This window comes from Pseudomonas sp. ML2-2023-6, assembly GCF_037055265.1.
GTDB lineage: Bacteria > Pseudomonadota > Gammaproteobacteria > Pseudomonadales > Pseudomonadaceae > Aquipseudomonas > Aquipseudomonas kulmbachensis.
In genome coordinates this window covers 1,909,616-1,925,866 of sequence record NZ_CP146347.1, presented here as the reverse complement: position 1 = coordinate 1,925,866, position 16,251 = coordinate 1,909,616, and the positions used below count along the sequence as shown (strand labels likewise).

General features: G+C 57.4%; 13 protein-coding genes. 10 read left to right on the top strand and 3 right to left on the bottom strand.

The features are described from left to right. Positions 1-172 precede the first annotated feature (172 nt). Together pobA and V6L79_RS08880 are read left to right on the top strand one after the other, a co-directional pair. Positions 173-1,357, top strand: a complete 1,185-nt coding sequence (gene pobA / locus V6L79_RS08885; RefSeq protein ID WP_261741231.1) for a 4-hydroxybenzoate 3-monooxygenase — start codon at positions 173-175, stop codon at positions 1,355-1,357. A 58-nt stretch (positions 1,358-1,415) separates the two neighbouring features. Beyond that, the gene (locus V6L79_RS08880; protein ID WP_321835938.1) at positions 1,416-2,936 is read left to right on the top strand and encodes an MDR family MFS transporter; all 1,521 of its coding nucleotides are present in this window, start codon (positions 1,416-1,418) and stop codon (positions 2,934-2,936) included. Between the two features lie 133 nt (positions 2,937-3,069). Here the strand turns inward: V6L79_RS08880 and V6L79_RS08875 are convergent, their stop codons facing one another. The 3 genes from V6L79_RS08875 to V6L79_RS08865 are packed head-to-tail and all read right to left on the bottom strand — an operon-like array spanning position 3,070 to position 5,854. Further along, positions 3,070-3,891 carry an ATPase gene (locus tag V6L79_RS08875; RefSeq protein ID WP_261741229.1) on the bottom strand — a complete coding sequence of 274 codons (822 nt, stop codon included), beginning with the start codon at positions 3,889-3,891 and terminating at the stop codon, positions 3,070-3,072. A 29-nt stretch (positions 3,892-3,920) separates the two neighbouring features. Continuing rightward, a complete protein-coding gene (locus tag V6L79_RS08870) occupies positions 3,921-4,919 on the bottom strand; it encodes an NAD(P)-dependent oxidoreductase (RefSeq protein WP_338580096.1) in 999 nt (332 codons plus the stop codon). 38 nt (positions 4,920-4,957) lie between these two features. Further along, the gene (locus V6L79_RS08865) at positions 4,958-5,854 is read right to left on the bottom strand and encodes a LysR family transcriptional regulator ArgP (RefSeq protein WP_261741227.1); all 897 of its coding nucleotides are present in this window, start codon (positions 5,852-5,854) and stop codon (positions 4,958-4,960) included. A 103-nt stretch (positions 5,855-5,957) separates the two neighbouring features. On the opposite strand from V6L79_RS08865, the gene V6L79_RS08860 reads away from it, so the two are divergent. From V6L79_RS08860 to V6L79_RS08825, 8 genes are all read left to right on the top strand, one after another. Next, positions 5,958-6,560 (top strand): LysE/ArgO family amino acid transporter, encoded by a 603-nt coding sequence (locus tag V6L79_RS08860; protein WP_338580095.1) that lies wholly within the window; start codon positions 5,958-5,960, stop codon positions 6,558-6,560. A 247-nt stretch (positions 6,561-6,807) separates the two neighbouring features. After that, positions 6,808-7,404 (top strand): superoxide dismutase, encoded by a 597-nt coding sequence (locus V6L79_RS08855; RefSeq protein ID WP_019827796.1) that lies wholly within the window; start codon positions 6,808-6,810, stop codon positions 7,402-7,404. 259 nt (positions 7,405-7,663) lie between these two features. Then, a complete protein-coding gene (locus V6L79_RS08850; protein ID WP_338580094.1) occupies positions 7,664-9,715 on the top strand; it encodes an EAL domain-containing protein in 2,052 nt (683 codons plus the stop codon). 161 nt (positions 9,716-9,876) lie between these two features. After that, a complete protein-coding gene (locus V6L79_RS08845; protein WP_261741224.1) occupies positions 9,877-11,223 on the top strand; it encodes an imelysin family protein in 1,347 nt (448 codons plus the stop codon). A gap of 315 nt (positions 11,224-11,538) precedes the next feature. Next, positions 11,539-12,036 carry a hypothetical protein gene (locus tag V6L79_RS08840; protein WP_261741223.1) on the top strand — a complete coding sequence of 166 codons (498 nt, stop codon included), beginning with the start codon at positions 11,539-11,541 and terminating at the stop codon, positions 12,034-12,036. A gap of 534 nt (positions 12,037-12,570) precedes the next feature. After that, positions 12,571-13,998 carry a di-heme oxidoredictase family protein gene (locus V6L79_RS08835; protein ID WP_338580093.1) on the top strand — a complete coding sequence of 476 codons (1,428 nt, stop codon included), beginning with the start codon at positions 12,571-12,573 and terminating at the stop codon, positions 13,996-13,998. Between the two features lie 26 nt (positions 13,999-14,024). Beyond that, a complete protein-coding gene (locus V6L79_RS08830; RefSeq protein ID WP_321836610.1) occupies positions 14,025-15,089 on the top strand; it encodes an imelysin family protein in 1,065 nt (354 codons plus the stop codon). Positions 15,090-15,103: 14 nt separating this feature from the next. After that, positions 15,104-16,201, top strand: coding sequence for a DUF1513 domain-containing protein (locus V6L79_RS08825; RefSeq protein WP_321835932.1), 1,098 nt, complete (start codon positions 15,104-15,106; stop codon positions 16,199-16,201). Positions 16,202-16,251 lie beyond the last annotated feature (50 nt).

Below are 16,251 nucleotides of genomic sequence, written 5' to 3'. Positions count from 1 at the left end.
TGCCGCTGAGCCTGGAGATTACAGAAAACCGATAATCGCACTGATTATCGAAAAGTACCGGTAATGACGTCGTTATCACCTTCTATTGCCTATCTCGCAAGCGAAAAATACAGGCACAACTTTATAAGAACCATCTCGCCCCACAGGGTCGAGGCTGCGCGAGAGAACAATAATGAAAACTCAAGTCGCTATTATCGGCGCCGGCCCTTCGGGTCTGCTGCTGGGCCAACTGCTACATAACGCCGGGATCGATAACGTCATCATCGAACGCCAATCCGGCGACTACGTACTCGGCCGAATTCGCGCCGGGGTGCTGGAACAAGGCATGGTCGACCTGTTGCGACAGGCCGGCGTCAGCCAGCGGATGGACGCTGAAGGGTTGGTCCATGATGGCTTTGAGCTGGCGCTGGATGACCGCCAGGTGCATATCGACCTCAAGGGCCTGACCGGCGGCAAAACCGTGATGGTTTACGGCCAGACCGAAGTGACCCGCGACCTGATGGCTGCACGCGAGCAAGTCGGGGCACAAACCCTGTACAGCGCCAGCAATGTCCAGCCCCACGGAATGAAAACCGACGCACCTTACGTCACGTTCGATAAAGACGGCGAAAGCTGGCGTCTGGACTGCGACTACATAGCAGGCTGCGATGGTTTTCACGGCGTAGCGCGTCAGTCTATTCCGAGCGATGTGCTGAAGGTTTTCGAGCGGGTATACCCCTTTGGCTGGCTCGGCGTCCTGGCCGACACTCCGCCGGTCAACGACGAACTGGTGTATGCCAAACACGACCGGGGCTTTGCTCTGTGCAGCCAGCGCTCGGCCACGCGCAGTCGCTACTACCTGCAAGTTGCGTCCGAAGAAAAGGTCGAGGACTGGTCCGATCAGCGCTTTTGGGACGAGTTGAAGACCCGCCTGCCCAAGGCGCTGGCCGAGCGGCTTGTAACCGGGCCGTCCATCGAGAAAAGCATCGCGCCGTTACGCAGCTTTGTGGTGGAGCCGATGCAGTACGGCCGTATGTTTCTGGTCGGCGACGCCGCGCACATTGTACCGCCCACCGGCGCCAAGGGCTTGAACCTGGCAGCCAGCGATGTCAGCACGCTGTTCAACATTTTGCTCAAGGTCTACGCCGAGGGGCGCACCGACCTGCTGGAACGCTACTCCGAGGTGTGCCTGCGACGCATCTGGAAAGCCGAGCGATTCTCATGGTGGATGACCTCAATGCTGCATCGCTTTCCCGACAGCGACAGCTTCAGCCAACGCATTACAGACAGTGAACTGGCGTATTTCGTCGACTCCGAAGCAGGTCGCACGACCATTGCAGAAAATTACGTAGGGCTCCCTTACGAGGCTATCGAATAGCAGGCTATCGAGTAGACTAGCGGCATTCCACCACAGGTTTGCCGCCCACAGGTGTTTCGTGACCAGTCTGAATCAGCCACCCCAGACCAAGCCCGCCATACGCAGCATTCTGATCGCCCTGATGCTGGCGATTTTCCTGGGGGCGCTGGATCAAACCATCGTCGCTGTTTCCATGCCCGCCATTTCCGCCCAGTTCAAGGATGTCAGCCAACTGGCCTGGGTGATCTCGGGCTATATGGTGGCCATGACCGTGGCTGTGCCGATCTACGGCAAACTCGGCGACTTGTACGGGCGCAGACGCCTGATGCTGTTTGGCATGGGCCTGTTTACCGTGGCCTCGCTGTTTTGCGGGCTGGCGCAGAACATGGAGCAGCTTGTTCTGGCCAGGATCATTCAGGGGATAGGCGCGGGTGGGATGATTTCGGTCAGCCAAGCGATCATCGGCGACATCGTGCCGCCCCGCGAACGCGGGCGCTATCAGGGCTACTTCAGCGGCATGTATGCGCTGGCCAGTGTCGCCGGACCGGTACTGGGCGGCTATATGACCGAGTACCTGTCATGGCGCTGGGTGTTCTTGATCAATTTGCCGCTGGGCCTGGCTGCCTGGTGGATTTCCTATCGCACTCTGGTCGGGCTGCCTGTTCCGCAACGCAAGCCGATTATTGACTACCTGGGCACGATGCTGATGATCCTGGGCCTGACCTCATTGCTGCTGAGCATTACCTTTATCGGTCAGGGTCAGAGCTGGCGCGACGATCAGGTCGCCGGGCTTCTGGCGGTTGCGTTGATCGCGCTGGGGCTGTTTGTCTGGCATGAACGACGCACGCTAGAGCCGCTGTTGCCGATGCACCTGTTTGCCAACCGCAATGCGGTGCTGTGCTGGTGCACGGTATTTTTCACCAGCTTTCAGGCCATTTCGCTGATTGTGCTGATGCCGCTGCGCTATCAGAGCATCACCGGCGCGGGTGCCGACAGTGCGGCCCTGCACCTGTTGCCCCTGGCCATAGGCCTGCCGATGGGGGCCTATTTTGCCGGGCGCATGACCTCGGTAACCGGGCGCTACAAACCAATGATTGTAAGTGGGGCGGTGCTGATGCCCCTGTCCATTCTAGGCATGGCCTTCAGCCCGCCGAGCGCGGAGCTGTTGAGTGGCGTGTTTATGCTGTTCAGCGGGATCGCTTCGGGCATGCAGTTCCCGACATCGCTGGTGGGGGCGCAGAACTCGGTGCGCCAGCACGACATTGGTGTGGCGACCAGCACCACCAACCTGTTTCGAGCATTGGGCGGTGCGATGGGGGTGGCCTTGATGTCGGCCCTGTTGCTGGCATTGCTGCACGACTCGCTACTGGCGCCTGTTGGCGGTCAGCCACTGCTGGGGGAAGGCAGTTCGGGCAATGTATTGCTGGACGGGCTGAATGCCGTACAAGGCCCGGCGCTGGACAGCCTGCGGGCTGAACTGCTGCTGACCTTCCGCCATCTGCTGAGCATCAGCGCGGTGATTTCACTGCTGGGGCTGGCTGCGGCGATCGCCATGCCCAATCAAGAACTGCGCGGGCGTGAAGACAAGGCGCGGGAGTAAATCCTCAACTGTGGGAGCGAGCAGGCTTGCGAAGGTCTCCAGAGCCTCGCGGTTACTTCGACCTTCGCGAGCGGGCTCGCTCCCACATATGTTGCGCACGCTTAAATCGAGAGGCAAAACTGTCAACGCAGACTCAAGGCCTGGCGCTGATCTGCTTCTGCAAGTTCTGAATCTGGCTTTGCAGGGTATTGATGTTGCGTGTCATCTGCGCGCGGAACACATCGAACTCGGCGGCATTGGCGCCTTGGGCCGATGCCGGACGGTTTTCCAGTTCGCTTTTGAGCACGATCATGTCTTGCTCCAGACGCTCGACAGCAGCGCTCGGATTACCTTGTTTTTTCAAGGCCGCCACGTCGACCGCCTGTTGCCCAACACTGGCCTTGAGCGTCGACAGCTCGCTGCCAAGGCCTTTGATCTCGGCCTCGAGGCGGGTCTGGGTTTCTTTCTGGGCCGTCACCTGCAACAACATCGCGGCATTGATTTGCTCAAAACGCTGATCCAGATCGCCCTGCTGCCCGACCACCAGGCCTTGCTGACGCTTGCTCTGCTCAAGCAACTGCTCTTCGAGCTGCTTGATCTGCAACTTCAAGGCTTCGCTGCCGTTGTTGATCGTCGATTCGCTGGCCACCACTTTGCCGGAAATAGCCTGCAAACGCCCCGCAGCTTCTTCGCTGATACGGGCGAAGCTCTCCTGGGTCGCCACCAACTGCTGCTCCATCAGTGAAATTTGCTGAAAACTCCACCAAGCCAGCCCACCAACAGCCAGCAGCAAGGCACAGATCAACGTCCACAATGGCCCGGTAGCAGGGCCCTTGACCTTGATCACCGGCGTGTTGCGCGAGTACACCGTGGTGCGCTCCCGTGCTCCGGCTGTTGACCCCAATTCATCGTGGTCATGGGCATCAGCACGCAGGGTTGGCACGTTGTCAAAATCGTCACGGGCATCGTTACGCATGGAAAACCTTTAAAAATAGCGGCAAGTGGTTAGCGGTACGGAGACTCCTGAGCCTTCCACCAGCCGCAGAATTCATCAAGCGCGGCCCACAGACTGACTTTTGGGTCATAGTCGAGGTAGTGCCGGGCGCGGCTAATGTCGAGGGTAAAGTCTTTGTCCATGATCTGCACCCCCAAACGCGAGAGCGTCGGTTCGGGTTGACCGGGCCACAGCTTACAGGCGGCCTCGCTCAGCGCGCCCATAGCGTAGGCACGGCCGTAGCCGCGATAACGGGTTACTTGCGGTACGTTCATCTGGCGCATCACATAATTGACCACATCCCACAACGGAATAGGCGTGCCATTGGTGATGTTGTAGGCCCTGCCCAAGGCCGAGCCACTGCACAGCAAGCTGCTCATCAGCACCTCGTTGAGATTTTGCACGCTGGTGAAGTCGACCTTGTTCAGACCGTTGCCAATGATGGCCAAACGCCCTTTGCGCTGCAGCTTCAACAACCGCGGGAAGATACTCATGTCCCCTGCCCCCGTGACAGAGCGTGGACGCAGGGCAATCACCTCAAGACCGAATTCCTGGGCACCGAAGACTTTTTGCTCGGCCAGGTTTTTGGTCGCGGCATACGGGTGACTGAAGCGCTTGGGCAACTGTTCTTCAGTCAATTGCGTGTGCGAACGACCATCGAAGTACAACGAGGCCGAGGACAAGTACACCAGACGCCGCACCCGCTGCTTCAAGCAGGCCTCAACCACGTTTTCGGTCACCAGTACGTTGTCGCGGTGGAAGTCCTGATAACGCCCCCAGGCGCCCACGTGGCCCGCACAATGCACCACAGCGTCGACATCGACACACAAGTCACGCACCAGTAAACCATCGGTCAAATCACCCGGGATAAATTCAGCCCCGCGCCGCACCAGGTGTTCAACACCCTCAGCCCGTCGCCCGCTGACCCGTACGTCAAAGCCCTGCTCCAAGGCAAAACGCGCAAAGCGTCCGCCAATAAAGCCGCTTGCGCCGGTGACCAGAATCTTCATCAATCACTCCAAATGCTGTAATTCTTGCTGCTTGCTCTTTAAACGCTGGCTATCAGGCCAAAGGCACTAGCCGAACGAGACAAATGTTCGGTCAATTGCCTCAGCAGTTCTCCGCCATTGCGCCAATGATGCCAGTACAGTGGCACGTCGATGGGTTTATCTGGCAAAAGCTCTACCAGCGTTCCGCTTTCAAGCTGCTCGCGCACCTGCAACTCAGGGACCAGCCCCCAACCCAGACCAGCCTCGGTCAAGCGGATAAAACCTTCGGAAGACGGGCACAGGTGGTGCTCGAACCCGCCATCAACGCCCAAGGCAGCCAAATAACGATGTTGCAGGAAATCATCCGGGCCGAACACCAGCGCAGGTGTTTTCGACAGCTGCGCGGCGCTCACGCCCTGAGGAAAATGCCGCGCAATAAAAGCAGGGCTCGCCAGTGCCCGGTAGCGCATGGCCCCCAGCAACACGCTGCGGGCTCCGGCAACCGGTCGCTCACTGGCACACAGGCAAGCTGCCACTTCACCGGCACGCATGCGTTTGAGGCCAACGGTCTGGTCCTCAACCACGAGGTCCAGCAACAGGTGCTGCTCGGCGCAGAAATCACCCACTGCCTGCGCCCACCAGGTGGCCAGGCTGTCGGCGTTCAAGGCGATCCGCAGCCGTTCGGGCAAGCCCTCATCGTCCAGCGCCGGCACTGCACTTTGCAGGTCACGCTCCAGCAAGCGCACTTGCTGCACGTGGTTGAGCAAGCGCCGGCCAATCTCGGTCGGGCTAGGTGGCGTGGCACGCACAAGCACCGGCAGACCGATACGCGCCTCAAGCAATTTTATGCGCTGGGAGACGGCCGATTGCGACAGGCCAAGCACCTGCGCAGCCCGTTCAAAGCCAGCCTGTTCTACTACCGCGGCCAGGGCCGAAAGCAATTTATAGTCGAACATCAGTTTTCCTAATGAGCGATCAGCAATATTGGTTTTTCTTATACAGCCAAGCACCTGACAATAGCCAGCAGCAACCCCGCCTGCTGTACGACGAGTAACTCTTATGTGGCAAAGCTACCTTAATGGCCTGTTGGTCGCGTTCGGCCTGATTATGGCTATCGGCACCCAAAATGCCTTCGTGCTGGCGCAAAGCCTGCGCCGTGAGCACCATCTGCCCGTAGCGGCGTTTTGCGTGGTGTGCGATGCCTTGCTGGTGGCGGCCGGGGTGTTTGGCCTGGCGACCATTCTGGCGCAAAACCCGTTGTTGCTCAGCGTTGCTCGCTGGGGGGGCGCGGTGTTTTTGCTGTGGTACGGCACTCAGGCGCTGCGCCGCGCGTTTTCAAAGTCGAGCCTTGAGCATACCGCTGGCCAGACTGCCCGCTCGCTAAAGGCCGTAATGCTCAGTGCGCTGGCCGTCACCCTACTCAACCCTCACGTGTATCTCGACACGGTATTGCTGATTGGCTCTCTCGGCGCGCAACAGAGCGTGCCAGGGGCCTATGTGGTGGGCGCGGCCAGTGCTTCGCTGCTGTGGTTTTTCACCCTCGCATTGGGCGCCGCTTGCCTTGCGCCATGGCTGGCACGACCAAACACCTGGCGCATACTGGACTTGCTGGTGGCGGTGATGATGTACGCGGTGGCAGTGCAATTGATTGTTTCGGGCTGAGATTAACCCCGCTGGAAATACTTGGCAGGCTCAAATTCAGCACTGAACATACAGGCCAAAACTGATCGGCTTTTTCTATCAATCGAGCTGAAACGTCTATCCCACACAGTTGTCGCGTGGTTATGCCGTCACCCCGGTGCTATGATCCTGACCCTGCGCCGCAAAGAGTAAAAACTCATCGGCGCGTGTTTGGCCGCCCGTGATCGGCCTTGCGCTCATCGCAACTGACCTGATTAGGAGAATCATCATGGCTTTCGAATTGCCGCCGCTGCCGTACGCACACGATGCCCTGCAGCCGCACATCTCCAAAGAAACCCTGGAGTTTCACCACGACAAGCACCACAACACCTATGTCGTGAACCTGAACAACCTGGTGCCAGGCACCGAGTTCGAAGGCAAAACCCTGGAAGAGATCGTTAAAACCTCTTCGGGCGGTATCTTCAACAACGCCGCTCAGGTCTGGAACCACACCTTTTACTGGAACTGCCTGGCGCCAAACGCCGGCGGCGAACCAACTGGCGCGCTGGCTGATGCCATCAACGCAGCCTTCGGCTCGTTCGACAAGTTCAAAGAAGAATTCAGTAAAACCTCCATCGGCACTTTCGGCTCCGGCTGGGGCTGGCTGGTGAAGAAAGCTGACGGTTCCCTGGCTTTGGCCAGCACCATCGGCGCCGGTAACCCGCTGACCAGCGGCGACACCCCGCTGCTGACCTGCGACGTTTGGGAACACGCTTACTACATCGACTACCGCAACGTGCGTCCGAAGTATGTTGAAGCATTCTGGAACCTCGTTAACTGGAAGTTCGTTGCTGAGCAGTTCGAAGGTAAAGCCTTCACTGCCTAAGCCTGACTCCAGGGAAAAACCCGGCATTGCCGGGTTTTTTTTGGCTCGATTAAAAGTGCCAATTGACCCGCCCGACTAATCCGGGCCAGCTAATATGAGAACGTCGGTTTTTTTATTCCGCACCTCAAGTTCGAGATACCTATACCGACACAGTAGCGATCGTGAACGTTGCACGATTGCTGCTTGTATACCTGCAATAAAAATTGCCACATAAAAGAAAGGCCATAGGCATTATCGGCAAGGAACAAGGAATAGCGTTTTGAAGCGGCAATTCAAGAACAGCTTGTCACTGAAGTTACTCCGGATCGTATTGCTGTCAGCAGTCGTCGTCGGGGCGGTGCTGAGTTGCGCTCAAATTGTGTTTGACGCTTACAAAGTCCGACAAGCCGTCGCGATTGATGCTGAGCGCATCCTGGGCATGTTTCGCGATCCTTCAACTCAGGCGCTATATAGCCTGGACCGTGAAATGGCGATGCAGGTCATCGAAGGCCTGTTCCAGGATGATGCCGTGCGCCAGGCAACTATCGGCCACCCCAGTGAAACGAACCTCGCGCAAAAGACACGCGAGCTGAAAGCTTCGTCAAGCCGCTGGCTGACCGACCCAATTTTAGGCAAGGAGCACACTTTCAGCACTCCATTGGTGGGTCAGGGGCCTTACAGCGAGTACTACGGCGACCTGAGCATTACCCTCGACACCGCCACTTACGGCGAAGGCTTCCTGGCCGATGCCGTGATCATGTTGTTATCCGGTATGTTGCGCGCCCTGCTGATGGGGCTGGTGTTGTACCTGGTCTACCATTGGCTGCTGACCAAGCCGCTGTCACAAATCATCGCCCACCTGACCAGCATCAACCCGGATCGCCCCAGCGAGCATGTGATCCCTCTGTTTAAAGGCCACGAACACAACGAGCTGGGGGTTTGGGTCAATACCTCCAATCAGTTGCTGGCCTCGATTGAACGCAACACCCGATTACGCCACGAAGCCGAAAGCTCCCTGCTGCGCATGGCTCAGTACGACTTTTTGACCGGCCTGCCCAATCGCCAGCAACTTCAAGGTCAACTGGGCAAGATCCTCACCGATGCTGGCCGCTTGCAACGCCGGGTCGCGGTGTTATGTGTTGGCCTCGACGACTTCAAAGGGATCAACGAGCAGTTTGGTTATCAAACCGGCGACCAGCTGTTGCAGGCCCTGACCGATCGTTTGCGTGCCCACAGCGGCAGCCTGGGTGCGCTGGCGCGCCTGGGTGGTGATCAGTTCGCTCTGGTTCAGGCCCATATTGAGCAGCCCTACGAAGCTGCCGAGCTGGCCCAAAGCATTCTGGATGATCTGGAGATACCGTTTACCCTTGATCAACAAAACATCCGCTTGCGCGCCACCATCGGCATAACGCTGTTTCCCGAAGACGGCGACACCACCGAACAGCTGCTGCAAAAGGCCGAGCAGACCATGACTTTGGCTAAAAGCTACTCGCGCAGCCGCTACCAGTTTTATATCGCCAGCGTAGACCGCGAAATGCGGCGTATGCGCGAGCTGGAAAAAGACCTGCGCGAAGCCCTGATCTGCAACCAGCTCTACCTCGTCTACCAACCACAGATCCGCTACAGCGACCACTGCGTGGTCGGGGTCGAAGCCCTGTTGCGCTGGCAGCACCCGGAGCACGGCATGGTCCCGCCCGATCTGTTTATTCCGCTGGCCGAGAAAAACGGCAGCATTATCGCCATCGGCGAATGGGCCCTGGACCAGGCTTGCCGCCAACTGCGCGAATGGCACGATCAGGGCTTCAGTGAACTGCGCATGGCGGTCAATCTGTCCGCCGTGCAGTTACACCACGTTGAACTGCCGCGAGTGGTCAATAACCTGTTGCAGCGCTACCGTTTGCCAGCGCGCAGCCTGGAACTGGAAGTCACCGAGACCAGCCTGATGCAAGACATCAGCACCGCCGCCCAACACCTGCTGAGCCTGCGCCGCTCCGGAGCGTTGATCGCGATTGATGATTTCGGCACCGGTTACTCGTCATTGAGCTACCTCAAAAGCCTGCCACTGGACAAAATCAAGATCGATAAGAGTTTTGTTCAGGACCTGATTGATGATGGCGACGATGCAACCATCGTGCGTGCCATCATCCAGCTCGGTAAAAGCCTCGGCATGCAGGTCATTGCCGAAGGCGTCGAAACCAGCGAGCAAGAAGCCTATGTCATCGGTGAGGGCTGCCATGAAGGCCAAGGCTATCTGTACAGCAAACCCCTTGGCGCGCGGGAATTGCTCGCTTATCTGAAGCAGGCCAAGCGGCGCAAGACCGTCATTATGTAATTCCATGTTTCATCTTTCGCGAAAGATCCGCTGCAGAGCTGTGGTAAATAAGAAATATTTCCAACAGTAACCCTTTACACAAAATGCATATCTTTCGCATTATGTGGCAGTTTCGCGTGCAGCCGCACGCTTGTCCCACCTCTCGAAGCAGGATTTTCGCCATGATTCGTATGCCTCTGGCAACCGCCAGTCTGCTGGCCATTGCTATCTCACTCGCCGGTTGTGGCGACAAGGACAAGGAAAAAACCGCCGCAGCTCCTGCGCCAGCAGCTGCAACCAGCACCGCGACCCCTGCCGCTGACATCAGCGCGGCAAAAGTTGACGAAGCTGCAGCCAAGGCCGTCGTCGCACATTACGCGGACATTGTTCACGCCGTGTTCAGCGATGCTGAAACCACCGCCAAAAAGCTGCAAAGCGCTATCGATGCGTTCCTGGCCAAACCCAACGACGACACCCTGAAGGCCGCCCGTGCCGCTTGGGTTGAAGCCCGAGTGCCTTACCTGCAGAGTGAAGTATTCCGTTTCGGCAACACCATCATTGATGACTGGGAAGGCCAAGTTAACGCCTGGCCGCTGGACGAAGGCCTGATCGACTACGTTGACGCCAACTACGCTGGCGCACTGGGTAACCCTGGCGCTAACGCCAACATCATCGCCAACACCCAGATCCAGGTCGGCGAAGACAAAGTCGACGTGACCGAAATCACCCCTGAAACCCTGGCCAGCCTGAACGAGCTGGGCGGTTCCGAGGCCAACGTGGCTACCGGCTACCACGCCATCGAATTCCTGCTGTGGGGCCAGGACCTCAACGGTACAGGCCCGGGTGCAGGCAACCGCCCTGCTTCTGACTACCTTGAAGGTGAAGGCGCAACCGGCGGCCATAACGATCGCCGTCGCGCTTACTTGAAAGCCGTAACCCAACTGCTGGTGAACGACCTCAACGAAATGGTCGGCAACTGGGCACCGAACTCTGCCGACAACTACCGCGCTACGCTGGAAGCCGAGCCGGCACAAAACGGACTGCGCAAAATGCTGTTCGGCATGGGCAGCCTGTCGCTGGGCGAACTGGCTGGCGAGCGCATGAAAGTGTCTCTGGAAGCCAACTCGCCGGAAGACGAGCAGGATTGCTTCAGCGACAACACCCACAACTCGCACTTCTACGATGCCAAGGGCATCCGTAATGTGTACCTGGGCGAATACCTGCGTGCTGACGGCACTAAAATGACCGGTCCAAGCCTGTCATCGTTGGTAGTGGTCATTGACCCGGCCACAGACGCTACGCTGAAGTCCGATCTGGCCGACACAGAAGCCAAGATCCAGGTCATGGTTGACCGTGCCAACAAGGGCGAACACTACGACCAACTGATCGCAGCCGACAATACTGCGGGCAACCAGGTGGTACGTGATGCCATCGCCGCTCTGGTCAAGCAGACCGGTGCTATCGAGCAAGCCGCTGGCAAGCTGGGCATCAGCGATCTGAACCCGGACAACGCCGATCACGAGTTTTGATCTGCCGCGTTTGAGTCAGTGAAAAATGAGGCGACCTTCGGGTCGCCTTTTTTGTGCGCTCTATCATGTAGGCGTAGTCACTATCGATGGCTGCAGTCTCGCACGAAGCATCAGCGTTTTTAGTTTTTGCATATTATGCGCAACGCGCTTTCTATGGGCTTAAGCCTTACGCAAAGGCACTTTCGTCACACAGACACAACTTTGATGCACTTGAAATCAAGCGCCAATATTGCTATAGACAATACATATGCATAGCCATCACTGCATTTAAACCTGATTCAATTAAAGCCCAACAACTTACTGAACGAGTAACGCATGGCTATTAACTACACCCCTTTCCAAACTAGCGGCACCCCCTTACTTCCACCAAATCAAATGATGTCGCCAGGGCAATATCTTATGTCCGAAAACGGACATTTTAGACTGGTACTACAAGCCGATGGAAACCTGGTAATTAAAGAGGGTGAAACGATCGTCTGGATGGCCGATAGCAATCAGGCTTACAGCAAAACTTTGCAGCGCAAAAAAATGCGCGAACACCTTCATTTCGTCATCAGCAATAGTGGTTTTCTCTATGATCCGTCCAGAAGGCGCTTGTGGATTGCTGAAAGCACTCACAGCGTTGATAAATCGCTCTGGTACAACGCGTGCATGGTCATACAAAACGATGGGAATTTGGTCATATATGATCAACGCACAGGAAATCTATGTTGGGCTCGGTTTGGGTTTACTCCAGGTCGCATGCCAAAAAGAACATTCACCGTGGTCAACATACTACCGAACGGAGTACCGTTTACCTTATGGGAGTTTTAACTCACCAACCCCGCCTCGACCAACCATTTGCGGCACCATTAATTTTTAAATACCGCTGGAGGGTGCAGACAATAAAAACCGTACGGGTCAGTCTGGCACTTATAAGCAAGTTCAGGGCTATATCCTTTAGGAAATAGCCGACCGTTTGCACAACCAGAAATCGCGACCAATATAAACACTGTCAAAAGCGTTTTCATACTTACTCCGTTTTTTTGGAAAGCATAGTATTCCAAGGAAAAACTGCATATCGTTTATCTCTGATTACTCTGTGGGAAATACCTTTTGTATTACGAAGTCATGTAGGATTTAACTCATGCGAGTTAATGGCAAGCCTAATGCCAGTCAGTCAAGCTGATTGGCATTTTCAATCATGATCGATTTAACCTCTAGACCGTACTGGCCACCATCGCAAGCAAGCTCGTTCTCGTGAATTTGGCTGCCACAAGCCAAACCAAACGCTAATCCCTCTTATTTCAATTCACCTTCCCTGATAAACTTTGCGCCCTCGATTTTGCTCACTGATCTGGACGCTTGATGCCTTTGCTGCCTCTTCGCCTGTCCCTGCTGCTGGTGGCCCTAAGCCTTGGCGGTTGTGATGATGCCCCGCGCTTTACCAAACCCGAGCCCGGCGAAGCCCGCTCCGGCGGGGCTACTACGGTGCGCAAAACCGATCAGAATGCGTTTTCCATGCCCTCCGCCAACCTTTCGCCCACCCGGCGTCTGGATTTCAGCGTCGGCAACAGTTTTTTTCGCAGCCCCTGGGTCATAGCCCCGTCCACCACCACCGCACGTGACGGCCTTGGTCCGCTGTTTAATACCAATGGCTGCCAGAATTGCCATATCAAGGATGGCCGTGGCCACCCTCCCGCTCCCGGCGCCAAAAACTCGGTGTCGATGCTGGTACGCCTGTCGATCCCCAACGACCCCACTTATGCCACGTTGATCGAGCAAGCCGGCATCGTGCCCGAGCCGGTATATGGTGGTCAGTTGCAGGACATGGCCGTGCCTGGCGTAGCCCCTGAGGGCAAGGTGCGGGTCGATTACGAACCCGTCACTGTGAGCTTCAAGGACGGTACTGAAGTCGAGTTGCGCAAGCCAATGTTGCAAATCACCCAATTGGGTTATGGCCCGATGCACCCCGACACCCGTTTCTCGGCGCGCATCGCGCCGCCGATGATTGGCCTGGGGCTGCTCGAAGCCATCCCGAACGAAGCGATTCTGGCCAATGCCGACCCTCAGGACAAAAACCGCGACGGCATCACCGGACGCCCGAATTGGGTATGGGATGACGCTCAACAAAAGACAGTTTTAGGCCGTTTTGGCTGGAAAGCCGGGCAACCCAACCTCAACCAACAAAATGTTCACGCCTTTTCTGGTGATATGGGCCTCACGACCTCCCTGAGACCCTTCGATGATTGCACCAAGGCTCAAACGGCCTGCCTCGAAGCACCCAACGGCAATGGCCCGGATGGCGAACCCGAGGTCAGCGACAACATTCTGCGCCTGGTGGAGTTCTATACCCGCAACCTGGCCGTGCCCGCCCGACGTGATGTCGGTGCGCCGCAAGTACTGGCCGGTAAAAACCTGTTCTACCAGGCCGGTTGCACATCGTGCCATACGCCGACGTTCACCACTTCAGCCAACGCGGCCGAGCCTGAACTGGCCAACCAGGTCATTCATCCTTACAGCGACCTCTTGCTCCACGACATGGGCCCGGGCCTTGCCGACAATCGCACCGAGTTCGCCGCCACCGGCCGCGACTGGCGCACCCCTCCGCTATGGGGCATTGGCTTGACCCAGGCGGTGAGCGGTCACACTCAGTTTTTGCACGATGGCCGTGCACGCAACCTGCTGGAAGCCGTACTGTGGCATGGCGGCGAGGCTGAGCCTTCGAGGCAACAGGTTTTACGTTTTAATGCCGAGCAGCGCGCTGCGCTGCTGGCGTTCCTGAACTCTCTTTAACGCCTTACAAGATCGGGGACCCCGACATGTTTCGACCCAAGCTTTTGTTCACCAGCCTTGCCGCTATCGCCTTGGCTGCATGCTCGCCACAAGACCCGCAGGCCGTCACCTCGGCAGCCATTGCCAAGCAAGTAATCTTGCCAACCTACAGTCGCTGGGTTGAAGCCGATCGCCAATTGGCGGTCAGCGCTCTGGCTTACTGCCAGGGCAAGGAAAACCTTGAGACTGCCAAAGCCGACTTCTTGCACGCGCAAAAAGCCTGGGCAGAGCTGCAGCCTTTGCTGATCGGGCCTCTGGCCGAAGGCAATCGTTCGTGGCAGGTGCAGTTCTGGCCGGACAAAAAGAACCTGGTCGGCCGTCAGGTTGAGCAGTTGGTGGTTGCCCAGCCGCAGATCGATGCCACCGCACTGGCCAAGTCCAGTGTTGTGGTGCAAGGCCTGTCGGCTTATGAATACATTCTGTTCGACAGCAATATCAACCTTGCTGACGATGCGCAAAAAGCCCGCTACTGCCCACTGCTGATCGCCATCGGCGAACGTCAAAAGCAGCTGGCCGAAGAAATCCTGGCCAGCTGGAACAGCACTGACGGCATGCTCGCGCAAATGAGCAAGTTCCCGAACCAGCGCTATGCCGACTCCCACGAAGCCATCGCTGACGTGCTGCGCGTGCAGGTAACCGCGCTCGATACCCTGAAGAAAAAGCTCGGCACGCCAATGGGTCGCCAAAGCAAGGGCATTCCACAGCCATTCCAGGCTGATGCCTGGCGTAGCGAGTCATCACTCAAAAGCCTGGCCGCCAGCCTGGCGGGTGCTCAAACCGTATGGGCGGGTGTCGACAACAAGGGTTTGCGCGGTCTGTTGCCTGCCGAACAAAAACCATTGGCTGACAAGATCGATGCTGCGTATGCCGCCTCGCTCAAGCTGCTCAATGACAATCAGCACACTCTGAACGAACTGCTGGCAGATGACGCTGGGCGCGCTCAACTGAATACTATCTACGACAGCCTGAATGTGGTTCACCGCCTGCACGAAGGCGAGCTGGCCAAGGCCCTGGGCATCCAGCTGGGCTTTAACGCCAACGACGGCGATTGATGAAGGAAGGTTCGATGATGCGCAGGCAAGCTCTCAAGCTCGGTGGTTTATTGCTCAGTGCCGTCACGCTGGGCGGCTGGTCACTGTTCAAGCACAAAGACCAAAGCCCGATGTTGTTGAGTGCCCGTGACGATGTGGACGGTAATCACTTTGCTGTCGGTTATCGCCTGGATGGCACTCAAGTGTTCAGCACCCGGGTTGGCCAGCGTTGCCATGACATCATCAACCACCCGACACTGCCCATTGCACTGTTTGTAGCTCGGCGCCCCGGCACCGAAAGCTACCTGATCAACCTGGCTGATGGGCAGTTGCTGCAAACCCTGACTTCCCTGCCCAATCGGCATTTTTATGGTCACGCGGTGATCCATAAAGACGGCGAGTGGCTGTACACCACCGAAAACGACACCACCGATCCGGGGCGCGGCCTGCTGGGGGTTTATCGCTTTGAAGGCGAACGCCTGATCCACAGTGGAGAAATCCCCACCCACGGCGTGGGCCCGCATCAGGTGTCGTGGATGCCGGACGGCGAGACACTGGTGGTGGCCAACGGCGGGATTCGTACCGAGGCCGAAAGCCGGGTCGAAATGAACCTGAATGCGATGGAGCCCAGCCTGGTACTGATGCAGCGCGACGGGACCTTGCTCAGCAAAGAAACCCTGAGCCAGCAGATGAACAGCGTTCGGCACTTGGGTATCGCCAGTGACGGCACTATCGTGGCCTGCCAGCAATTTATGGGCGATGCCCATGAGTTGTCCGAGTTATTGGCCATCAAGCGTCCCGGCCAGCCATTTGAACCCTTCCCGGTGGCCGAGCAACAACTGCGTGCCATGGGCCATTACACGGCCAGTGTCGCGGTACACAGCGACTTGCGGCTGGTCGCGCTGACCGCACCGCGGGGCAATCGGTTCTTTGTCTGGGATCTGGACAGCGGTGCCTTGCGTCTGGATGCGCCGTTGCCCGATTGTGCCGGGGTGGGTGCGGTGAAGGATGGGTTTGTGGTTACGTCCGGCCAAGGTCGTTGCCGGTTCTACGATTGCCGCCAAAGCGACCTGATGGCCAAGCCTTTGGAGTTACCCTCCGGGCTGTGGGACAACCATCTACATGTTATGTAGAGCTGCAAAATTCTGTAGCAGTTGACGAGTAGTGCGAGGCTACGTTCGGC